Origin of the sequence: Streptomyces sp. NPDC026589, assembly GCF_040638385.1 — a bacterium.
GTDB lineage: Bacteria > Actinomycetota > Actinomycetes > Streptomycetales > Streptomycetaceae > Streptomyces.
In genome coordinates, this window is sequence record NZ_JBEZYG010000016.1 from 178,922 (window position 1) to 198,561 (window position 19,640).

At 70.9% G+C, this 19,640-nt stretch carries 19 protein-coding genes and 2 tRNA genes; 11 read left to right on the top strand and 10 right to left on the bottom strand.

The window, feature by feature from the left end; all coding sequences use genetic code 11:
* The 5 genes from AB0F29_RS26750 to AB0F29_RS26770 all read right to left on the bottom strand — a co-directional run bounded on the left by AB0F29_RS26750 (position 1) and on the right by AB0F29_RS26770 (position 2,911).
* Complete coding sequence (locus AB0F29_RS26750; protein WP_361876749.1) at positions 1 to 822, bottom strand: ABC transporter permease; 822 nt, start codon at positions 820 to 822, stop codon at positions 1 to 3.
* The gene (locus AB0F29_RS26755) at positions 819 to 1,844 is read right to left on the bottom strand and encodes an ABC transporter ATP-binding protein (RefSeq protein ID WP_361876751.1); all 1,026 of its coding nucleotides are present in this window, start codon (positions 1,842 to 1,844) and stop codon (positions 819 to 821) included. The genes AB0F29_RS26750 and AB0F29_RS26755 overlap by 4 nt, the downstream gene beginning before the upstream one ends.
* A 144-nt stretch (positions 1,845 to 1,988) precedes the next feature.
* Positions 1,989 to 2,061, bottom strand: a tRNA-Gly gene (locus AB0F29_RS26760).
* Between the two features lie 79 nt (positions 2,062 to 2,140).
* A tRNA-Gly gene (locus AB0F29_RS26765) sits at positions 2,141 to 2,212 on the bottom strand.
* 363 nt (positions 2,213 to 2,575) lie between these two features.
* The gene (locus tag AB0F29_RS26770) at positions 2,576 to 2,911 is read right to left on the bottom strand and encodes an Lsr2 family protein (protein WP_026290384.1); all 336 of its coding nucleotides are present in this window, start codon (positions 2,909 to 2,911) and stop codon (positions 2,576 to 2,578) included.
* Positions 2,912 to 3,331: 420 nt separating this feature from the next.
* Here AB0F29_RS26770 and purS point away from each other — a divergent pair, with 420 nt between their 5' ends.
* The 7 genes from purS (at position 3,332) to AB0F29_RS26805 (ending at position 9,816) form a co-directional block, all read left to right on the top strand.
* On the top strand, positions 3,332 to 3,583 hold the full coding sequence (purS, locus tag AB0F29_RS26775) for a phosphoribosylformylglycinamidine synthase subunit PurS (RefSeq protein ID WP_003968034.1): 252 nt from the start codon (positions 3,332 to 3,334) through the stop codon (positions 3,581 to 3,583).
* Entirely contained in the window at positions 3,580 to 4,260 is a 681-nt protein-coding gene (gene purQ, locus AB0F29_RS26780) for a phosphoribosylformylglycinamidine synthase subunit PurQ (protein ID WP_361876756.1), read from the top strand. The genes purS and purQ overlap by 4 nt, the downstream gene beginning before the upstream one ends.
* Complete coding sequence (gene purL / locus AB0F29_RS26785; RefSeq protein WP_361876759.1) at positions 4,257 to 6,506, top strand: phosphoribosylformylglycinamidine synthase subunit PurL; 2,250 nt, start codon at positions 4,257 to 4,259, stop codon at positions 6,504 to 6,506. Before purQ ends, purL begins: the two co-directional genes overlap by 4 nt.
* A gap of 113 nt (positions 6,507 to 6,619) precedes the next feature.
* A complete protein-coding gene (locus tag AB0F29_RS26790) occupies positions 6,620 to 7,126 on the top strand; it encodes a helix-turn-helix domain-containing protein (RefSeq protein WP_361876762.1) in 507 nt (168 codons plus the stop codon).
* Between the two features lie 32 nt (positions 7,127 to 7,158).
* Positions 7,159 to 8,058 carry a M23 family metallopeptidase gene (locus AB0F29_RS26795; RefSeq protein WP_361876765.1) on the top strand — a complete coding sequence of 300 codons (900 nt, stop codon included), beginning with the start codon at positions 7,159 to 7,161 and terminating at the stop codon, positions 8,056 to 8,058.
* A gap of 37 nt (positions 8,059 to 8,095) precedes the next feature.
* Entirely contained in the window at positions 8,096 to 8,899 is an 804-nt protein-coding gene (locus AB0F29_RS26800; RefSeq protein WP_361876768.1) for a sterol carrier family protein, read from the top strand.
* Positions 8,900 to 8,961: 62 nt separating this feature from the next.
* Positions 8,962 to 9,816 (top strand): META domain-containing protein, encoded by an 855-nt coding sequence (locus AB0F29_RS26805; RefSeq protein WP_361876771.1) that lies wholly within the window; start codon positions 8,962 to 8,964, stop codon positions 9,814 to 9,816.
* A 224-nt stretch (positions 9,817 to 10,040) separates the two neighbouring features.
* Here the strand turns inward: AB0F29_RS26805 and AB0F29_RS26810 are convergent, their stop codons facing one another.
* Both AB0F29_RS26810 and AB0F29_RS26815 read right to left on the bottom strand, forming a co-directional pair.
* Entirely contained in the window at positions 10,041 to 11,504 is a 1,464-nt protein-coding gene (locus AB0F29_RS26810) for a sulfatase-like hydrolase/transferase (RefSeq protein ID WP_361876774.1), read from the bottom strand.
* 192 nt (positions 11,505 to 11,696) lie between these two features.
* A complete protein-coding gene (locus AB0F29_RS26815) occupies positions 11,697 to 11,789 on the bottom strand; it encodes a putative leader peptide (RefSeq protein WP_350797605.1) in 93 nt (30 codons plus the stop codon).
* A 573-nt stretch (positions 11,790 to 12,362) separates the two neighbouring features.
* On the opposite strand from AB0F29_RS26815, the gene purF reads away from it, so the two are divergent.
* Positions 12,363 to 13,889: an amidophosphoribosyltransferase gene (gene purF, locus AB0F29_RS26820; RefSeq protein ID WP_361876777.1), complete on the top strand. Its 1,527-nt coding sequence runs from the start codon at positions 12,363 to 12,365 to the stop codon at positions 13,887 to 13,889.
* Between the two features lie 60 nt (positions 13,890 to 13,949).
* Positions 13,950 to 15,023: a phosphoribosylformylglycinamidine cyclo-ligase gene (purM, locus tag AB0F29_RS26825; RefSeq protein ID WP_361876780.1), complete on the top strand. Its 1,074-nt coding sequence runs from the start codon at positions 13,950 to 13,952 to the stop codon at positions 15,021 to 15,023.
* Positions 15,024 to 15,206: 183 nt separating this feature from the next.
* On the opposite strand, the gene AB0F29_RS26830 is transcribed toward purM, so the two are convergent.
* Both AB0F29_RS26830 and AB0F29_RS26835 read right to left on the bottom strand, forming a co-directional pair.
* On the bottom strand, positions 15,207 to 15,464 hold the full coding sequence (locus tag AB0F29_RS26830) for a DUF3073 domain-containing protein (RefSeq protein ID WP_007447468.1): 258 nt from the start codon (positions 15,462 to 15,464) through the stop codon (positions 15,207 to 15,209).
* 290 nt (positions 15,465 to 15,754) lie between these two features.
* Positions 15,755 to 16,837 carry a Glu/Leu/Phe/Val dehydrogenase dimerization domain-containing protein gene (locus AB0F29_RS26835; protein WP_361876783.1) on the bottom strand — a complete coding sequence of 361 codons (1,083 nt, stop codon included), beginning with the start codon at positions 16,835 to 16,837 and terminating at the stop codon, positions 15,755 to 15,757.
* Between the two features lie 174 nt (positions 16,838 to 17,011).
* Between AB0F29_RS26835 and AB0F29_RS26840 the strand changes: the two genes are divergently transcribed.
* Both AB0F29_RS26840 and bldC read left to right on the top strand, forming a co-directional pair.
* Positions 17,012 to 17,857 (top strand): hypothetical protein, encoded by an 846-nt coding sequence (locus AB0F29_RS26840; protein WP_361876786.1) that lies wholly within the window; start codon positions 17,012 to 17,014, stop codon positions 17,855 to 17,857.
* A gap of 677 nt (positions 17,858 to 18,534) precedes the next feature.
* Positions 18,535 to 18,741, top strand: a complete 207-nt coding sequence (gene bldC, locus AB0F29_RS26845) for a developmental transcriptional regulator BldC (RefSeq protein WP_003949541.1) — start codon at positions 18,535 to 18,537, stop codon at positions 18,739 to 18,741.
* Between the two features lie 564 nt (positions 18,742 to 19,305).
* Here the strand turns inward: bldC and AB0F29_RS26850 are convergent.
* On the bottom strand, positions 19,306 to 19,608 hold the full coding sequence (locus AB0F29_RS26850) for a DUF6274 family protein (protein WP_361876789.1): 303 nt from the start codon (positions 19,606 to 19,608) through the stop codon (positions 19,306 to 19,308).
* Between the last annotated feature and the right edge of the window lie 32 nt (positions 19,609 to 19,640).

A 19,640-nucleotide genomic window follows, 5' to 3' on the forward strand; every position in this document is an offset into this window, starting at 1 on the left:
TCAGCCGCGCGGGTCCCAGCGGAACCACCGTCGCACAGCAAACACGCCGAAAGCGGTCCAGGCCAGCGCGGTCACCCCGGCCGTGAACAGGTCGCCGCCCTCCACGCCGCCGAGCCAGCCGTGCCGGATCAGGGTCATCACGCCCGTCATCGGCAGCAGCTCAAGGACGGAGGCCAGCTTGTCCGGGAAGATCGCCAGCGGGATGAACAGCCCGGAGCCGAACATCGAGACGAAGAACAGCGGCAGCGTGGTGAGCTGCGAGGTCTGCACCGTCCGGGTGAGCGCGGTGGTCGCCGCCGCCAGGGCGGACATCAGGACGAAGGCCAGCAGCAGTCCGGCCAGCAGGAGGCCGGGGCGGTGCGGGGCGCTCAGGTCGAAAGCGATCGCGCCGGCCACCACGAGCAGCACGCACTGGGCGAGCGCCAGCGCGACGGACGGCAGCGCGGTGCCGATGAGGATCTCGCGGTCGGAGATCTCGCCGGTGCGCAGCCGCTTCAGGACGAGCTCCTCGCGCCGGGCGACGTACGCGGAGACGAGGTTCATGTAGACGACCTGGACGAGCACCATGCCGATGCCGCCGGTCAGGGTGGCGCCCGCGATGGTGAGCCCGGTGCCGCCGAGGTCGATCTGTTCGAGCGAGGACCGCATCGCGAAGATCATCGTGATGGGCAGCAGCAGGGCCACGACGATCGCGGTCCGGTTGCGCAGCAGGAGGATCAGCTCGGCGCGGCCGAGGGCGGTCAGCCGCCGGGCCACGGCCGCCGCGCCCGTGGGGGAGCCGGCGGACGTCCGGTCACGGACGGGGGTCGTGGTGGTCGTCATGCCGTCACCTTCTTCGTGCTCTTCGTGCTCTTCGTGCCGCCGGATCGGGTGGAGCGGTCGTGGACCTGGCGCGGGTCCTGGTCCCGGGGCGCGTGCTGGGCCTTCGCGATGTCGAGGAACGCCTCCTCCAGGGAGGCGGAGCGGGCGTCGAGGCCGTGCAGCCGTACGCCGGACTCGCGGGCCCACTCCAGGAGTTCGTGCAGCGACTCCTGGAGGGCGGGGGTGCGGATCTCGACCCGGGACCCTTCAGCCGCCGCCCGCAGGGAGAGCGGGAGTCGCGCCGCCGGCACGGCCTCGGGCAGCACGAACCGGATCCTGGCGGGCTGTTGCGCGGTCACCTCGGCGATGGTCCCGGTCGTCACGATCCTCCCCTGATGCATGATCGCCAGCCGGTCCGCGAGCGCCTCGGCCTCCTCCAGGTAGTGCGTGGTCAGCAGCACGGTGGTGCCGTTGTCCCGCAGCGCCCGGACGAGTTCCCAGGTCTCCTGCCGGCCCTCGGCGTCCAGTCCGGTCGTCGGCTCGTCGAGGAAGAGCACCTCGGGCCGGGACGTCAGGGCCAGGGCCAGGTCGAGGCGGCGCTTCTCACCGCCGGACAGCTGCTTGACCCGTACGTTTCCCCGGCCGGTCAGGCCGACCATCTCCAGGGCCTCGCCGGCCGGGCGTGCGCCGGTGGTGCAGGCCGACCACATGCGTACGGTCTCCATGACCGTGAGGTCGGAGGGGAAGCCGCCTTCCTGGAGCATCACCCCGGTACGGGGGCGGACGGCGGCGCGTTCGCGGTACGGGTCGTGGCCGAGGACCCGTACCGTTCCGTCGGTCGGTGGCGCCAGGCCTTCGAGGAGCTCCACGGTGGAGGTCTTGCCCGCGCCGTTCGTCCCGAGCAGGGCGAACAGTTCGCCGCGGGCCACGGAGAAGGAGATCCCGGACACGGCCTCGAAGCCGCCGGCGTAACGCCGCCGAACTCCGTTCGCCTCGATCACGGGACCGTCCGCGCGGTCGCTGAGAATGTCGTCGCTGGTCATGCTTCAAGGTTTCCGCCGGAACCGGCCCGCGAGCAGTGCGCGCTGTCACCACTGCTCATGACAAACGTCATGAGGGCGGCGGGGAGGAGAGAGGCAGGAGCACGACAAAGGCCCTGACCGAGAAGGTCAGGGCCTCTGATGCTGAGCGGACGACCAGGTTCGAACTGGCGACCTCAACCTTGGCAAGGTTGCGCTCTACCAACTGAGCTACGTCCGCAGTGCAGCCACTCGGCTTTCACCGGTGGAGCGAGCACCACTCTACCTGATCCAACGAAGTGGTCCGAAGAGTTGTGCAGAGCGGGTGACAGGAATTGCACACTGCGCCTTCCCCCTGGAAGGGGGATGTTCTACTACTGAACTACACCCGCACGCTGCGTGGGATTCGGCTTTGCGGCCGCGCCCCTCGGCGTGCTCCAGACTCTAGCCGACCTGCGGGGGTGTCGCGCAAGTCGGCTCCCCCAGGACCCTGCGGAACGGCTCCGGGGCCCCGGCCGGCGGGGCGCCCGGGGGCGCCTGACGGAGCGTCCGGCCCCCGGACCCGCCGCGGCCGACGGGCCACAGGGCCCGGACCCACCGCGGCCGGCGGGCCACAGGGCCCGGACCCACCGCGGCCGGCGGGCCACAGGGCCCGGACCCACCGCGGCCGGCGGGCCGCCCGGCCCGGGCCCACCGCACCCGTCCGGCCCGCGCAGCCGGAGTCCGGCCCGGCCGACCGTCACCGCGGCGGCGGCTCAACTCGCCGCGTCGAACGCCTCGTAGACCTTCTTCGGGATGCGGCCCCGGGCCGGCACCTCCATCCGGTGCGAGCGGGCCCAGGCGCGGACGGCCGCAGGGTCCGGGGCGAGGGAGGTGTGGTGGTAGGTCGTGGGCGTCCTGCCGTGCTTGCTGGCATTTGTCTGCTTTCGGCCGGCGGCCACGTAAGGAGCCAGGGTCTTCCGCAGTTTCTTCGCATTGGCGGGATTGAGATCGATCTCGTACGTCTTCCCGTCCAGGGCGAAGGTCACCGTTTCCGCCGCTGCTCCCCCGTCGATGTCGTCGGAGAGCGTCACCACTACGCGCTGAGCCACGGATATCGGTCCTTTCCTACGGCGCCCGCGCGTCCATCGTGCGCGGCCACCTGCCTTCCGGCTGCCAGGCGGGCGGATGTGGATCGACGAGATGTCGACTGTTCCGTTGTCCCGGGGGCAATGTTGCTTTCCCCGGTAATCATTTGTACAGCGGTGGGTACCGCATTGTGAAGCCCAGCCAATTGCATCCGCGTGTCCGTGTGCAATCCGTGTGCAATCCGGACGTGATTTTTCCAGACCTTTTCCCGTGCGGTGTCGTGCCCGATATCTCGGTGTGATCCGCGCAGGGCCCCGTGATGTCCGTCCCGCCCGATATCTACCCGCGTAGAAATTTTGGCCAGGTACGCTGAGTGGACCCGCGGGGGTCTGGGGAACCCCCCGGAGAGACAGCCGCACCACACCACCACACCGGGAGTGCCAGTGGCACGCGTCGTAGTCGACGTCATGCTCAAGCCCGAGATCCTCGACCCGCAGGGACAGGCGGTGCAGCGCGCACTGCCCCGTCTCGGCTTCGAGGGAATCGCGGACGTTCGTCAGGGAAAGCGTTTCGAGCTGGAGGTCGAGGGACCGGTCGACGACGCCGCCCTCGCCCGTATTAACGAGCTGGCCGAGACGTTCCTCGCCAACACCGTCATCGAGGACTTCGTCGTGAAGGTGGAGGAGGAGAAGTGACCACCCGTATCGGCGTCGTCACTTTTCCCGGCACCCTCGACGATCAGGACGCCCTGCGCGCCGTCCGGATCGCGGGCGCCGAGCCCGTATCCCTGTGGCACCGCGACAAGGACCTGCACCAGGTCGACGCGGTCGTCCTGGCGGGCGGTTTCTCCTACGGGGACTACCTCCGCGCCGGTGCGATCTCCCGCTTCTCGCCGGTCATGGAAACCCTCATCGAGCAGGCGAAGGCCGGTATGCCGGTCCTCGGCATCTGCAACGGCTTCCAGATCCTGACCGAGGCGCACCTGCTGCCCGGCGCGATGCTGCGCAACAACCACCTCCACTTCATCTGCCGCGACCAGAGGCTGCGGGTGGAGAACGCGGAGACCGCCTGGACCTCGGACTACACCGCCGGCCAGGAGATCAGCGTCCCGCTCAAGAACGTGGACGGCCGGTACACCGCCGACGAGCACACGCTCGACGAGCTGGAGGCCGAGGGCCGCGTCGCCTTCCGCTACCTGGACGGCAACCCCAACGGCTCGCTCCGCGACATCGCGGGCATCACCAACGCCGCGGGCAACATCGTCGGCCTGATGCCGCACCCGGAGCACGCCGTGGAGCCGCTCATCGGCACCGGCCGCACCGACGGCCTCGGTTTCTTCACCTCGATCATCAAGAAGCTGGTCAACGCATGAGCCTGGATACGGTCAAGCACGCGGCCGAGACCCCGGACACCGAGCAGCCCTGGAAGGAGCTCGGCCTCAAGGAGGACGAGTACGCCCGGATCCGCGAGATCCTGGGCCGCCGTCCCACCGGCGCCGAGCTCGCCATGTACTCGGTGATGTGGTCGGAGCACTGCTCGTACAAGAGCAGCAAGGTCCACCTCAAGCAGTTCGGCGAGAAGGTCCCCGCCAACGACGCCATGCTCGTCGGCATCGGTGAGAACGCCGGCGTCGTCGACGTCGGCCAGGGGTACGCGGTCACCTTCAAGGTCGAGTCGCACAACCACCCCTCGTACATCGAGCCCTACCAGGGCGCGGCCACGGGCATCGGCGGCATCGTCCGCGACATCCTCGCGATGGGCGCCCGCCCGATCGCGGTCGTGGACCCGCTGCGCTTCGGTGCGGCCGACCACCCCGACACCAAGCGCGTCCTGCCGGGCGTCGTCGCGGGCATCGGCGGCTACGGCAACTGCCTGGGCCTGCCCAACATCGGCGGCGAGGTCGTCTTCGACGCCTGCTACCAGGGCAACCCGCTGGTCAACGCCGGCTGCATCGGCGTGATGAAGCACGAGGACATCCACCTCGCGCAGGCGTCGGGTCCCGGCAACAAGGTCATCCTGTACGGCGCCCGCACCGGCGGCGACGGCATCGGCGGCGTGTCCGTGCTGGCGAGCGAGACCTTCGAGTCCACCGGGCCGGCCAAGCGCCCCGCCGTCCAGGTCGGCGACCCGTTCCAGGAGAAGCTCCTCATCGAGTGCACCCTGGAGATCTTCAAGGAGAAGCTCGTCGCGGGCATCCAGGACCTCGGCGGCGCCGGGCTCTCCTGCGCCACCAGCGAGCTGGCCTCCGCCGGTTCCGGCGGCATGCGCGTCGAGCTGGACACCGTTCCGCTGCGCGACTCCTCCCTCTCGCCCGAGGAAATCCTCATGAGCGAGTCGCAGGAGCGCATGTGCGCGATCGTCGAGCCGCAGCACGTGGACCGCTTCCTGGAGATCTGCGAGAAGTGGGACGTCATCGCCACCGTCATCGGTGAGGTGACGGAGGGCTCCCAGCTGGAGATCTTCTGGCACGGCGAGCAGATCGTGGACGTACCGCCGCGCTCGGTCGCCCACGACGGCCCGGTCTACCACCGCCCGTTCGCCCGCCCGTCCTGGCAGGACGCGCTCCAGGCGGACGACGCGGGCAAGCTCGCCCGCCCGGCGAACGCGGCCGAGCTGCGCGAGCAGGTCCTCAAGCTGGTCGCCTCCCCGAACCAGGCCTCCAAGGCGTGGATCACCGACCAGTACGACCGCTTCGTGCAGGGCAACACCGTCCTGGCGATGCCCGAGGACGCGGGCATGGTCCGCATCGACGCCGAGTCGAACCTGGGCGTGGCCATGGCGACCGACGGCAACGGCCGGTACGCCAAGCTCGACCCGTACACCGGCGCGCAGCTCGCGCTGGCGGAGTCGTACCGCAACGTCGCCGCCTCCGGCGCCAAGCCGCTGGCCATCTCGGACTGCCTGAACTTCGGCTCCCCCGAGGACCCGGACGTCATGTGGCAGTTCGCCGAGGCCACCCGCGGTCTCGCGGACGGCTGCCTGGAGCTGGGCACCCCGGTCACCGGCGGCAACGTCTCGCTGTACAACCAGACCGGTGAGACGGCGATCCACCCGACGCCGGTCGTCGCCGTGCTCGGCGTGATCGACGACGTCAACCGGCGTACGCCGATCGCCTTCGCGGAAGAGGGCCAGCTCCTCTACCTGCTGGGCGACACGACCGAGGAGTTCGGCGGCTCGGCCTGGTCCGAGGTCGTCCACCAGCACCTGGGCGGCCTGCCGCCGAAGGTGGACCTGGGCCGCGAGAAGCTGCTCGCCGAGATCCTCATCTCGGCCTCCCGCGACGGCATGATCGACGCCGCGCACGACCTGAGCGACGGCGGCCTGATCCAGGCCGTCACCGAGTCCTGCCTGCGCGGCGGGAAGGGCGCCCGGCTGGTCGTGCCGGACGGCCTGGACGCGTTCACGTTCCTGTTCTCCGAGTCGGCGGGACGCGCGGTCGTCGCGATCCCGCGCAGCGAGGAGCTCCGCTTCAACGACATGTGCGGTGCGCGCGGACTGCCCGTCACCCGCATCGGTGTCGTGGACGGCGAGGAGATCGAGATCCAGGGTGAGTTCAGCATCCCGCTGAGCGAGCTCCGTACGGCGCACGAGGCGACGATCCCCGCGCTGCTCGCCTGAGCCGCGCGCCGACCGGCGCCGCCGAAGCCCCCGCCCGGGTCCTCCGGGCGGGGGCTTCGGCCGTTTACCTCACACTCTTGTAAGAGATTACGTAATTACGTAAGGTTGGTGTCATGGAGCTGGAGCAGCGGGTCGCCGAGCTGGAGAGGCGGCTCACGGCACTGGAGCGGCGGGACTCCGAGTCCCCCCGCCTGGGCGACGGCGACTTCTGGGCGCTGGACGGGCTGAAACAGCAGCTCGCCGAGGTCGGGGAGGCCGCGGCCGACGGGGGAGTGCTCTACACGGGCTCGGTACGGCTGCCCACCGGCGAGAGTTACGAGTGGCAGTACGGCGCCCTCACCGAGGCCCTGTTCGACGGGGACTGGGCGGACGCCGCCGATTCGTTCGCCGCGCTGGGCCACCCGGTCCGGCTGCGCCTGCTCCGCGAGATCCTCGGCGGTCTGAGGACGACCGCCGAACTGGCCGCGCTCGACGAGCTGGGCACCACCGGCCAGATCTACCACCACCTGCGCCAACTGACCGGCGCGGGCTGGCTGCACGCGGCCGGGCGAGGCAGGTACGAGGTGCCGCCCACCCGGGTCGTACCGCTGCTGGTGGTGCTGACGGCGGCGCGGCCCTGAAACCGGAACCATGAGACCAGGGGGAAGTGATCATGCCTGTCCGCAAAGTCATGATGGTGCTCTACCGAGTGAGTTGGCTCGTCTTTCTCGCGCTCGTGCTCATCGGGGTCTTCTCCGAACCGCTGTTGCCCTTCGGCCTGACCTTCGTGCCCGCGGGTGCGGCTGTGCTCATCGGCCTCGTCATGAGCCGTACCGGTCCGAGGGCGACGTCGAAGAGCCGCCCCGCCGTCGAGGTCGCCCCGCCGGTGACCGGCCGCTGGTCCGCCCTGAACAGCCCGGCGGACAAGGTGCCGAGCCATGGGACACACGTGTACGGGCAGACGTACGCGATCGACATCGTGGCGGAGCCCGAGGTAGGGGAGGGCGAGTCCCCGGCCCGGCCGCCGTTCCGCCTCTTCTGGCCGGTCGTCCGCCGCAACCGTGACTTCCCGGCGTTCGGCGCCCCGCTGCTCGCGGTGGCCGACGCCACGGTCGTCCGGGCGCGCGACGGCCAGCGCGACCACCTGAGCCGCAACTCGCTGCCGGCGCTGCTCTATTTGATGCTGATCGAGGGCGGCGTACGGGACGTGCTCGGTGCGAGCCGGATCATCGGCAACCACGTGATCCTCGACCTCGGCGACAGCACGTACGCCGTCTACGCCCACGTCCAGCGCGACTCGCTCCAGGTGAAGGCCGGGGACACGGTCCGCGCCGGGCAGCGGCTCGGGCGCGTGGGCAACTCCGGCAACACCACCGAACCGCACCTCCACTTCCACCTGATGGACGGCCCCGACCCGGACTCCGCGCACGGTGTCCCGTTCACCTGGCGGGGCGTCGGCGTCCCCGCGAACGGCGAGATGTTCACCGTCGAGGAGGCCGATCAGACCGAGGACCAGGCGGAGAAGACCGAGGAGCGGACCGAGCAGCCCGGGGAACAGGCCACACGGACCTGACCGGGCGGTGTCAGTGGGGCCCGCTAATCTCGGCTCCATGCCCCCGGCCAAGAAGCGCCCGCGCGCCTACGACCACCTCAGGACCCGGACGGCGGTCCTCGCCCAGTTCGCGCATGTGCGTGACGCCGTCGCTGGGTTGACGCCCGACCAGCTCGCCCGGCCGACCCGGCTCGGCGACTGGACGGTGCGCGAGCTCGCCGTGCACATCGCGGTAGGGCTGAGCAGCGTCACCCGGGCCCTGGCCCTGCCGGAGCCGCCCGGTCCCAAGCCTCAGCTCGCCCTGCTGGAGTGGCCGTCGGCCACCGCCGCGCACGCCGCCGGGATCGCCGAGGGCGTCGAGGAGGTGGCGGCCGCCCGCCCCGACCTCGCCACACTGTTCGAGGAGGCGGAAGCGGGGTTCACCGGGGCCGTCCCGGTCACCGGCACGGGGGAGCGGCTGCTGTCCGTCCGGGTCGGCTCCATGCGGCTGACGGACTACCTGGTCTCCCGGACCGTCGAGCTGATCGTCCACACGGACGACCTGAACGAGGCGCTCGGCTCGGAGATCCCCTACGACCGCCAGGCGCTGGCCGCCTGCACCCGGCTGCTGGCCGACACCCTCGCGGACCGGGCGCCCGGCGGATCGGTGGAGGTGCGGATCCCGCCGTTCGCGGTGGTCCAGTGCATCGGCGGGCCCAAGCACACCCGGGGCACCCCGCCGAATGTCGTGGAGACCGGCCCGCTGACCTGGGTCCGGCTCGCCACCGGGCGTACGGAGTGGGCGCGGGCCCTGGCGGACGCCGAGGTCAGCGCCAGTGGGGAGCGCGCCGACCTGGCCGCGCTGCTGCCGCTGATGGGCTGAGGCGGCCACCGGGGAAGCGGAGCGGGCGGAACCGGATCGGCCCCCCGTTCCGTCACATCGCCATGCGCACACAACGGATGACCCTCAGCGTCAGTGTCCTGGCCCTCCTCACCCTCGCCGCCTGCGGTACGGAGTCGGGTTCCGGCTCCGGCAAGGGATCCGGCGAGGGCGGCGACAGCGTGCGGAGCGACGTCCCCGTCACCGGGGTCGCGTGGCGCGTCGACTCCGTGACCGTCGGCGGGAAGAAGACCGAGGCTCCGGAGGGGGCCCGGCTGGAGATCGACCCGAAGGGCCGGGCCACGGCCGACTTCGGCTGCAACCACATCGGCGTGGACGCCCGGGTGGAAGGTGACCGGATCACCCTGGGCAAGCCCGTGACCACGCAGATGGCGTGCGACGAGGACATCGAGAGGTTCGAGAAGGCAGCCATCGACGCGATGGGCGGCGAGCTCACCGCGAAGCTCTCGGGCGAGAAGCTGACCCTCACCAAGGAAGGCGGCCACACCATGGAGCTCAGCGAGGAGAAGGCGGCCGACCTGGTCGGCACCCGGTGGGCCGTGACCACGCTGCTCAGCGGCGAGACCGCCACGACCGTACCGGCGGACCTGCCGAAGGAACGGGCGCCCCATCTGACCTTCGCCGACGACGGCACCGTACGGGGCAACTCCGGCTGCAACTCCTTCAGCGGCCGGGCAACGGTCAAGGGGTCCACGATCACGTTCGGACCGGTGGCCGGCACCCGCAAGATGTGCCCGGAGGCCGAGATGGGGACGGAGCGCGCCGTGCTCGCCGCCCTGGACGGCAAGGTCACGTACACGATCAAGGGCAAGGCCCTCACGCTCACCGCCGCCGACGGCAAGGGCATCGGCGCCACGGTCGCGCCCGCCGGGGCCGCGAACAGCTCCCAGCACGGCTGAACCCGGAAGGCAGACGTGCCCGGACCCCGCGGCCCACGCCGAGCAGGCGGACGCCGGCCCCGCCCCGGCGGGACGTCGGCCCCGCCCCGGCGGGACGCCGGCCCCGCCCCGACCGGCCGAGGCTCGACCGGCCGAGGCTCGACCGCCCCCGCCCCGGCCGGCCCCGCCCCGGCCGGCCGGGGCCGACCGGTCGGGGCGGGGCCGCCAGGCACCACGGAGGCGGTTCAGGAACCCGTCGGATAGGACAGCAGGCCGGAGTCCGTCCTCTCCCACGACGCCCGCAGTTCGGCCAGCCGCGCCGGGTCGGCCTTCGCGCGGTCGGCCTGCTCGCGCCGGTCGTCGGCCAGGTTGAACAGCTGGTCGGTCCCGCTCCTTCCCCGGTAGTACTTCCAGTCGCCGCGCCGCAGTGCCCGTTCGCCGCGCACCCGCCAGAACAGGTCGCGTTCCCTCGGCGTCTCGCCCCGCAGCAGATATCCCGCGAGGCTGATGCCGTCCAGCGGGTGGGCGGGGTCCGGTCGTGCCCCGCCCAGCTCCAGCAGGGTGGCCGTCCAGTCGGGGGAGAACACCGGGAGGTCGCTGACCTGCCGGCCTTCGATGCGCGCGGGCCAGCGCAGCACCGAGGGGACGCGGATGCCGCCTTCTTGGAGCGAGCTCTTGCCGCCGGCGAGCGGCCAGTTGTAGGAGAACCGCTCGCCGCCGTTGTCGCTGGCGAAGAAGACCAGGGTGTCCTTCTCCTGCCCGGACCGCTTCAGCGCCTTCAGCACCTCGCCGACCGAGCGGTCCAGGTCCTCGACCATCTCCGTGTACTTCTCGATCGAGCCGCCGTCGCCGTGCCGGAGGGCGGACCGGTCGCCGGCCTTGATCCGGCGGACGATCTCGGCGCTCGCCTCCGTGTCGCCCTCGGCGATCCAGGGCCAGTGCGGGGTGGTGAAGTTCAGGTTGAGCAGCCACGGCCTGTCGCCGTGGTCACGCTGTACGTACTCACTCGCGCGCTCCGTGAGGACCCGGGTGTAGTACCGCAGGTCCTTGTACTCGGCGTCGCCCTCGTACAGGTCGTACTCACCCGCCAGGCCGAGCTTGGAGTAGTACTCCAGGGCTCCGCCGAAGTTGCCGAAGAACTCGTCGTAGCCCGACCTGGTCGGGCTGTAGTCCGGCAGGTATCCGCAGTGCCACTTGCCGATCAGCGCGGTCGAGTAGCCGACGCCGCGCAGCAGGGACGCCAGGGTCGGGTGGGTGGGCTCAAGACCCACCGACCGGTCGGCGATGGGTTCGGCGAGCCCGCCTCTCGTCCGTCCCGGATAGCGCCCCGTGTAGAGGCTGAACCGGGTGGGGGAGCAGGTCGCCGACCCCGAGTACGCGTCGGTGAAGCGCACGCCCTGCCGCGCCAGCCGGTCCAGGTGGGGCGTGCGGATGTGCGGAGACCCGTACGAGGAGAGGTCTGCCCAGCCGAGATCGTCGCCGAGGATGAAGAGGATGTTGGGACGGCGCGCGTGCCTGCCACGGGCGGCACGGAACGGACGTTCCCGTGTCGCGTCGTCGGCGGCCGTTCCGGCGGCGGCCGCCGGAACGGCCGCCTGTATTCCGGCCGCGGTGACGGCGGTGGCGCCGACCGCGGTGGTGAAGGCGCGCCGGCTCAGCGGCGTCCCGGATCGCTTGTCCGGACGTGCGTGTACATCGCGGGAGGTCATGAGGGCTCCTGGGAGGGCCTCGGGCGCCGGTCGGAGGACAGGACGCGAGGCGGTGGGCGCGACTTCCCGGCGCGTGGGGGCCCGCGGACGGGCTCACCCGCCCGCGGGGAGCGAAAGAGGGGGGAGATGAACGCGTGCACGCATGTCGAAGCCCGGGGCGGAGCCCTGCGGGGTTCTGGAGGTGCGGCTGCCTCAGGCGTGGCGACAGATGGCGCTCGCTACACGTCCCAGATCGACGTGCCGGCGCTCCACGAGTGTGATCGAGAGATCACCGAGGGGCTGCATGGGGAGGGAGCCTGCCAACGGGACACGGGCCTGTCAACGGTGGTCTCGAACTGCGGACTGCGGCCTCCACCCTCCACCGCCCGCGCCGTCCAGCCCGCGGCACGGGCTTTCCCGCCGCACGGGCGCCCCGTTCCCGCGGTTCGTCGGCGCCCGGGGAGCGGCTCACTCTTCCCCGGCGGGCGCCCGGGGAGCGGCTCACTCTCCCCCGGGCGGGCCCCCGGGGAGCGGCTCGCTCCTCCCCGGGCGGGCCCCCGGGTGTGAGGCTCACCACGAAACGAGCGTTCGGCCAGCGGGCGGGGCGGCGATCGGGCAGGTTCACCGAGCGCCACGCCCGCACATCCGCCCCCACCCGCCCCTACCTGCCGGTAACCGGGCTCCCGGCCCGGAAGTGAGCCCCGCACTCGTCTCGCGGGGGCCACCCCGCCCGCGCGACGGTCACACAGCGTCACCGGCCGAAGTCCCGCGAATCGCCCGCTCCGGGTGGCGGGCGGGCCTGTTCCCCATGGGCCGCCGACGGTTTGCCCACCGGTCCCCAATTCGGACCAGTGGTCGATCTCGCCTACACTCGGTGCCGTGCCCCGTGGTGATGGACGACTCAACCACGACCTGCTCCCCGGAGAGAAAGGCCCCCAGGACGCTTGTGGCGTCTTCGGTGTCTGGGCTCCGGGTGAAGAGGTCGCCAAGCTCACCTATTTCGGACTGTATGCCCTGCAGCACCGCGGACAGGAATCCGCGGGCATCGCAGTGAGCAACGGGTCCCAGATCCTGGTCTTCAAGGACATGGGACTGGTCTCGCAGGTCTTCGACGAAACGTCTCTGGGTTCCCTCCAGGGCCATATCGCGGTCGGTCATGCCCGCTACTCCACCACCGGCGCCTCGGTGTGGGAGAACGCGCAGCCGACGTTCCGTGCCACCGCGCACGGCTCGATCGCCCTCGGCCACAACGGGAACCTGGTCAACACCGCCCAGCTCGCGGAGATGGTCGCCGACCTCCCGCGCAAGGACGGCCGCGCCACCCAGGTCGCCGCGACCAACGACACCGACCTGGTGACCGCGCTCCTCGCCGGGCAGCGCGACGAGAACGACAAGCCGCTCACCATCGAGGAAGCCGCCGCCAAGGTGCTCCCCGACGTCAAGGGCGCGTTCTCCCTCGTCTTCATGGACGAGCACACGCTCTACGCCGCCCGCGACCCGCAGGGCATCCGCCCGCTGGTGCTCGGCCGTCTTGAGCGCGGCTGGGTCGTCGCCTCCGAGTCCGCCGCGCTCGACATCTGCGGCGCCAGCTACGTACGCGAGATCGAGCCGGGCGAGCTCATCGCCATCGACGAGAACGGCCTGCGCACCTCGCGCTTCGCAGAAGCGAAGCCCAAGGGCTGTGTCTTCGAGTACGTCTACCTGGCCCGCCCCGACACCGACATCGCCGGGCGCAACGTCTACCTCTCCCGGGTGGAGATGGGCCGCAGGCTGGCCGTCGAGGCCCCCGTCGAGGCGGATCTCGTCATAGCGACCCCGGAATCCGGCACCCCCGCGGCCGTCGGTTACGCCGAAGCCAGCGGAATCCCGTTCGGCGTCGGACTGGTGAAGAACGCCTACGTCGGCCGGACCTTCATCCAGCCGTCCCAGACCATCCGGCAGCTGGGCATCCGGCTCAAGCTCAACCCGCTCAAGGAAGTCATCAAGGGCAAGCGCCTGGTGGTCGTCGACGACTCGATCGTCCGCGGCAACACCCAGCGCGCCCTCGTCCGGATGCTCCGCGAGGCGGGCGCCGCCGAGATCCACATCCGGATCTCCTCGCCGCCGGTGAAGTGGCCCTGCTTCTTCGGGATCGACTTCGCGACCCGCGCCGAGCTGATCGCCAACGGCATGACCGTCGACGAGATCTGCACCTCCATGGGCGCCGACTCCCTCTCGTACATCTCGATCGACGCGATGATCGAGGCGACGACGATCGACAAGCCGAACCTCTGCCGCGCCTGCTTCGACGGTGAGTACCCGATGGAGCTCCCGGACCCGGAGCTGCTCGGCAAGCAGCTGCTGGAGACCGAGCTGGCGGCGGGCCCGGCGGCGACCGCCGCGGCCGACGCGCTGCGCCGTCCGTGACCCGGACGCGCCGCCGCGTCCCCCACCAGCCCCGTATCTCCACACGAAAGATCCCAGGCCATGTCTGAGACAACAGGTGCTTCCTACGCGGCGGCCGGCGTCGACATCGAAGCCGGTGACCGTGCCGTCGAGCTGATGAAGGAGTGGGTGAAGAAGACGCAGCGGCCGGAGGTCGCCGGCCTCGGCGGTCTCGGCGGTTTCGCCGGCCTCTTCGACGCCTCCGCGCTGAAGCGCTACGAGCGCCCGCTGCTCGCCTCCGCCACCGACGGTGTGGGTACCAAGGTGGACCTGGCGCGTCGGATGGGCGTGTACGACACCATCGGCCACGACCTCGTCGGCATGGTCGTGGACGACCTCGTCGTCTGCGGCGCCGAGCCGCTGTTCATGACCGACTACATCTGCGTCGGCAAGGTGCACCCCGAGCGTGTCGCGGCCATCGTGAAGGGCATCGCCGAAGGCTGTGTCCTGGCGGGCTGCTCCCTGGTCGGCGGCGAGACGGCCGAGCACCCGGGTCTCCTCGGCCCGGACGACTTCGACGTCGCCGGAGCCGGTACGGGCGTGGTCGAGGCCGACCGCCTGCTCGGCCCGGACCGTATCCGCAAGGGTGACGCGGTGATCGCCATGGCGTCGTCCGGTCTTCACTCGAACGGGTACTCGCTCGTCCGCCACGTGGTCTTCGACCGGGCCGGCTGGGCTCTGGACCGCGAGGTCGAGGAGTTCGGCCGCACGCTCGGCGAGGAGCTCCTGGAGCCCACCCGGATCTACTCCCTGGACTGCCTGGCCCTCACCCGGACGACCGAGGTGCACGGCTTCAGCCACGTCACCGGCGGCGGCCTGGCGAACAACCTGGCCCGGGTGATCCCGGACGGCCTGCACGCCACCGTGGACCGCTCCACGTGGACGCCCGGCGCGGTCTTCGACCTGGTCGGCAGGGCCGGTCAGGTCGAACGGCTGGAGCTGGAGAAGACGCTCAACATGGGCGTCGGCATGATCGCGATCGTCCCGGCCGACTCGGTGGACGCCGCGCTGACGACGCTGGCCGACCGCGGGGTCGACTCCTGGGTCGCCGGCGAGATCACCGACCGCGGTGAGCACACCACGGGCGCCGAGCTGACCGGCGACTACGCCCGCTAGGCCCCGTCACGCCGTGGTGCGCGGGGCGACAGCACGCCCGGCGCACCACCGGCAGCACGCCCGGCGCACCACCGGCAGCACGCCCGGCGCACCACCGGCAGCACGACACGTGGGAATCCGGACCGGGACACACAGAACCCGGCCCGGGACAGGCCCGGACCGGGTTGATGTGTCAGCGCGAGGTCAAGCGCCGCGGCGCTGTGACGACGGACCGGACTGATCGTCCTGATCCTCGTCATCGTCCTGGTTGTAGCGATCCGCGTACTGTGCGTACGGGTCATCTTCCTCGTCGTCGTCCTCGAACGGCTCTGCGTTCGGTGGCTGACTCGAAGGCGATGCGCCCAGCTCATTGGCCAGACGCGACAGGTCTGTCCCGCCGCTGCTGTACTTCAGCTGGCGGGCGACCTTGGTCTGCTTGGCCTTTGCCCGGCCGCGCCCCATGGCTCGACCCCCTCGGTGACGGGGCTCGACGGCCCCAGAGTCTTGACACGCGTTCATGTTTCGGGACGGACTCTCGACAGAGAGACCGCGCCCGTAGAGCTTTAACGGTACCTGCTTCCGTGGCCATACGGTACGCCGCCCGCGTTCAGGTCCCGACACAGGGCCAGCGAGGAGCCCCGTCCTCCCTGGTCAACTGCGATTTTAACCTCTTGTGGAGGTACGACCCGCCGACCGGCGTGAGTCTTGTCTCGCCGGCCGGCGGGCCGTAGGGGCGGCCGAGGGCCACACGGTCAGCGGGTGCGCGCCTCCGCCATCCGCTGTTCGGCGAGCCGGTCGGCCGCCGCGGCCGGCGGAATCCCATCCGCCTTCGCACGTGCGAATATTTCCAGCGTGGTGTCGAAGATCTTCGTCGCCTTCGCCTTGCACCGGTCGAAGTCGAACCCGTGCAGCTCGTCGGCCACCTGGATGACGCCGCCGGCGTTGACCACGTAGTCGGGCGCGTAGAGAACCGACCGGTCGGCCAGGTCCTTCTCGACGCCCGGGTGCGCCAGCTGGTTGTTGGCCGCGCCGCACACCACCTTCGCGGTGAGCACGGGCACGGTGTCGTCGTTCAGCGCGCCGCCGAGCGCGCACGGCGCGTAGACGTCCAGGCCCTCGGTGCGGATCAGCGCGTCGGTGTCCGCCACCACAGTCACCTCGGGGTGCAGATCCGTGACCCGGCGCAGCGACTCCTCGCGGACGTCGGTGATCACGACCTCGGCCCCGTCGGAGAGCAGGTGCTCGACGAGGTGGTGGCCCACCTTGCCGACCCCGGCGACGCCGACCTTGCGGCCCCGCAGCGTCGGGTCGCCCCACAGGTGCTGGGCCGAGGCCCGCATGCCCTGGAAGACGCCGAACGCGGTGAGCACCGAGGAGTCGCCCGCGCCGCCGTTCTCGGGGGAGCGGCCGGTGGTCCACCGGCACTCCCGGGCGACGACGTCCATGTCGGCGACGTAGGTGCCGACATCGCAGGCGGTCACGTAGCGGCCGCCGAGCGAGGCGACGAACCGGCCGTAGGCGAGGAGGAGTTCCTCGCTCTTGATCCTCTCCGGGTCGCCGATGATGACGGCCTTGCCGCCACCGTGGTCGAGACCGGCCAGGGCGTTCTTGTACGACATCCCGCGCGACAGGTTCAGCGCGTCGGCGACGGCGTCCGCCTCGGTGGCGTACGGGTAGAAGCGGGTGCCGCCGAGGGCCGGGCCCAGGGCGGTGGAGTGGAGGGCGATGACGGCCTTGAGGCCGGTGGCACGGTCCTGGCAGATCACGACTTGCTCGTGACCTCCCTGATCCGAGTGGAACAGGGTGTGCAGGACGCCGTCGGTCACATCGGTCACTGTGGTGACTCCCAAGTTCGAAGCGGCGGAGACCCTCCTGGGGGTGGGGAGGGCCCCGGACCGACCGGCACGGCCGGTCCGATGGGCAAGAGCGTAAGTCCTCCGGCGGCGCGGATCCGCCCCGGTGCGGAGGATCACCCCCTGGGGGTGTACCGCCGTGACACGATGCGCTGCATGTCGGTGGTGTCTTCGCTGCTCGTCCCTTACACGTCCTACCTCCGGATCTACGAGCCGCTCGCCGCGTTCGCCGAGCCCGAACGGAGTCACTGGGCGCGCTACGCGCGGCGCGAGGACCTTCCCACGGCCCAGGACGAACTGCGTCGCTCGCTGGCCGACTTGGCGTCGACGCCGCCGGTCGGGGTGCCGGTGCGCGAGAGCGGCGACGCGTTCGTGGCGGAGCTGGACGGGGTGGTGTGCGTCTGCCCGTGGCGGACCAGGTTGCGGGGCTGGCTGGCCCTGGAGGAACTGGAGGGCATGTTTCCGGCCAACGTGCTCGACGTCGTGCTGCCCGCGGTGGTGCGCGGTCAGGCGGCGGCGGATCACGAGCGCTGGCAGCGGCTCCACCCGGACGCGAGGCCCTGGATCCGCACGACGGTGTGGCAGGTCCCGGTGCGCTGGTTCGTCCTCTTCCGCGACGAGGAGCGGGAGTACGTGGCGGCGGACGCCGAGGGGGCGGGGGCCGTGCTGCGCTACCGCACCCCGATGGTCGAGGCCCGGCGCCGGCTGGCGCGGGCGCTGCGGACGCTGCGCGGACACGTTCCCGAAGGCCCGCTGACCGAGGGCCTGGTGGACGTGGGGCGCTGGCTGGAGGAGTTCCATCCGCGCTCCCTGATCGAGCTGGACTACGGAGGCCTGGTGCACGCGTTGCCGGCGGAGCGGCTCGCCGGGGACCGGTCGGCGGCGGATGTGGCGGAGGGGCTCGCCGCGCTGCGGGACGGCGACGGCGAGGGCGCGGGGGAGGCGTACGCGCGGCTCGCGGAGCGCTGGCGGGCGGTCCGGGACCTCCAGTTCATCAATTGACGTGAAAAGGCCCACAGTGGCATCAAGGTGATGGAACCGGGGCATCCTTCATCCAGGACGGCCGAGGGGCCGGCGGGCAGGCCGCGAGGCCGGAGCGTACGGAAGGAGGAGGAAGCCGGGTCGCCTCGACGGAGGGCGACGAAGCGGGGCTCGGCAAACAGTTGACGGGCCGTGAACCTGAGTCCTGTGTGGCACGTGCGATGTGTGGGGCGGAAGCGTACTCCGCTGGGCCTAGGACCTACGTCCTGAACCGGGCCTTTGCCTCAAGCGTGATGGACAGCACTAACGGGGCCCTTGCGCCTATCCCTACCCCTCATGCCAAAATAGGACAAGGAGTCCGGGGAGGGCTCCTTCTGTCCAAGTAAGGGCAGAATGCTCGACATTGCACTCTATGGGTGGTCTGACGGCTCCTGATCGCTCTGTGACTGATCGTTACTGGGGCGTGACTGTCCGCTATGGCATGGTCCATCGGCTTCCGTCGCTGATGAACACCTGGGAGGGCAATTCCATCGGTTTGGCCGACGTGGCTGGACGGATGGTGTAGTTGTAGTGCCGAGGACAAGCCGTTCGTCCTATAACCGACTCGGCCCGCGTCCGCCATTTCGGGCAACGCGGGTCAAGGTGCAGAATTTAGAGGAAAGAACCGAGAAGGTTCGGTTCTCCCGAGGAGGCCGCTCATGACCGCTCGCACCCCTGATGCCGAGCCGCTGCTGACCCCGGCTGAGGTTGCCACGATGTTCCGCGTGGACCCGAAGACGGTCACCCGTTGGGCCAAGGCTGGCAAGCTCACGTCCATCCGCACGCTCGGTGGACATCGCCGGTACCGCGAGGCCGAGGTCCGCGCACTGCTTGCGGGTATTCCGCAGCAGCGCAGCGAGGCCTGACACACCCCTGCCCCGCAGCAACACAGCAGCACGGCAATACAGCAGCACAGCATCACCATCCGGGCAGCTGCAAGGTCCCCCAACCCCAGCCGCCCACCCATAGCTCCACTCGACGGACGCCTGCCCCAACGGGCGTCATACCTGTGTCCTACGGGTGCCGTCGTATCGATCGCGCTGGACTCCGCCGGGTCCAGCGCGATCTTTTTTGTGCCCCGGACGGCCCTCCCCGGTCGCTCCCGGGCCTCTCCCGGCCCTCGGGGCGGCCGGGGATCAGAACCGGGCGGTCGGTCGGCTTCAGGGCGCTGACGGGGGCCTTCGTGGGTCTGTGGGCGGGTCTGTGCGGGAGTGTGGGTGAGCGTCCCGGACGCGTGGGGACAGCCCCGGACGGAACGGTCCCCGTCAGCCCGTCACCCCCGTGCAATTGCACATATTAAATTCACCAGTTGTAGGGGAGGCGTAAAATCCCCCGGTCTGAAAACTCTTTCGGTGACTACCGTCACACCGTCCGGCGCTTGCCAACTTCCAGACTGCCACTGACCGAACGCGGAAGCACCCGGCCGATGGTCATGTCGCGGAGGGTCTTTCGGTCCCCGCCCTTTCGGTCCCCGCCCTTTCGGTCCCGGCCCCGGCCCCGGCCTCGTCTCCCTCGGGCCGTCCGGCGGAGGCCTGGCCCCCGACGCCTTCCTGCGGGGCACTCGAGGGGCTCCCGGAGGCTCGCGGCTCCCCGTCGCCCCCGGGCTCCATGGCGAGCCGCAGGAGGCGATGGCAGACCGCGCAGTGCCGGGTGAGGTGGCGGTAGGCCGAAGCGGCCGCCAGGTGGGCGCGCAGCAGCGCGCGGGTCTCATGTCGTGCCGTGGACGCGGACATACAAGCCACCTCCCGGTGAGCCCGGCCGTCCC

Coding starts and splice junctions, on each gene's coding strand:
- AB0F29_RS26750 (WP_361876749.1), bottom strand. CDS start 822: ATGACGACCACCACGACCCCCGTCCGTGACCGGACGTCCGCCGGCTCC.
- AB0F29_RS26755 (WP_361876751.1), bottom strand. CDS start 1,844: ATGACCAGCGACGACATTCTCAGCGACCGCGCGGACGGTCCCGTGATC.
- purL (WP_361876759.1), top strand. CDS start 4,257: ATGAGCCTGGATACGGTCAAGCACGCGGCCGAGACCCCGGACACCGAG.
- AB0F29_RS26790 (WP_361876762.1), top strand. CDS start 6,620: ATGGAGCTGGAGCAGCGGGTCGCCGAGCTGGAGAGGCGGCTCACGGCA.
- AB0F29_RS26795 (WP_361876765.1), top strand. CDS start 7,159: ATGCCTGTCCGCAAAGTCATGATGGTGCTCTACCGAGTGAGTTGGCTC.
- AB0F29_RS26800 (WP_361876768.1), top strand. CDS start 8,096: ATGCCCCCGGCCAAGAAGCGCCCGCGCGCCTACGACCACCTCAGGACC.
- AB0F29_RS26805 (WP_361876771.1), top strand. CDS start 8,962: ATGCGCACACAACGGATGACCCTCAGCGTCAGTGTCCTGGCCCTCCTC.
- AB0F29_RS26810 (WP_361876774.1), bottom strand. CDS start 11,504: ATGACCTCCCGCGATGTACACGCACGTCCGGACAAGCGATCCGGGACG.
- AB0F29_RS26815 (WP_350797605.1), bottom strand. CDS start 11,789: ATGCAGCCCCTCGGTGATCTCTCGATCACACTCGTGGAGCGCCGGCAC.
- purM (WP_361876780.1), top strand. CDS start 13,950: ATGTCTGAGACAACAGGTGCTTCCTACGCGGCGGCCGGCGTCGACATC.
- AB0F29_RS26830 (WP_007447468.1), bottom strand. CDS start 15,464: ATGGGGCGCGGCCGGGCAAAGGCCAAGCAGACCAAGGTCGCCCGCCAG.
- AB0F29_RS26840 (WP_361876786.1), top strand. CDS start 17,012: ATGTCGGTGGTGTCTTCGCTGCTCGTCCCTTACACGTCCTACCTCCGG.
- bldC (WP_003949541.1), top strand. CDS start 18,535: ATGACCGCTCGCACCCCTGATGCCGAGCCGCTGCTGACCCCGGCTGAG.
- AB0F29_RS26850 (WP_361876789.1), bottom strand. CDS start 19,608: ATGTCCGCGTCCACGGCACGACATGAGACCCGCGCGCTGCTGCGCGCC.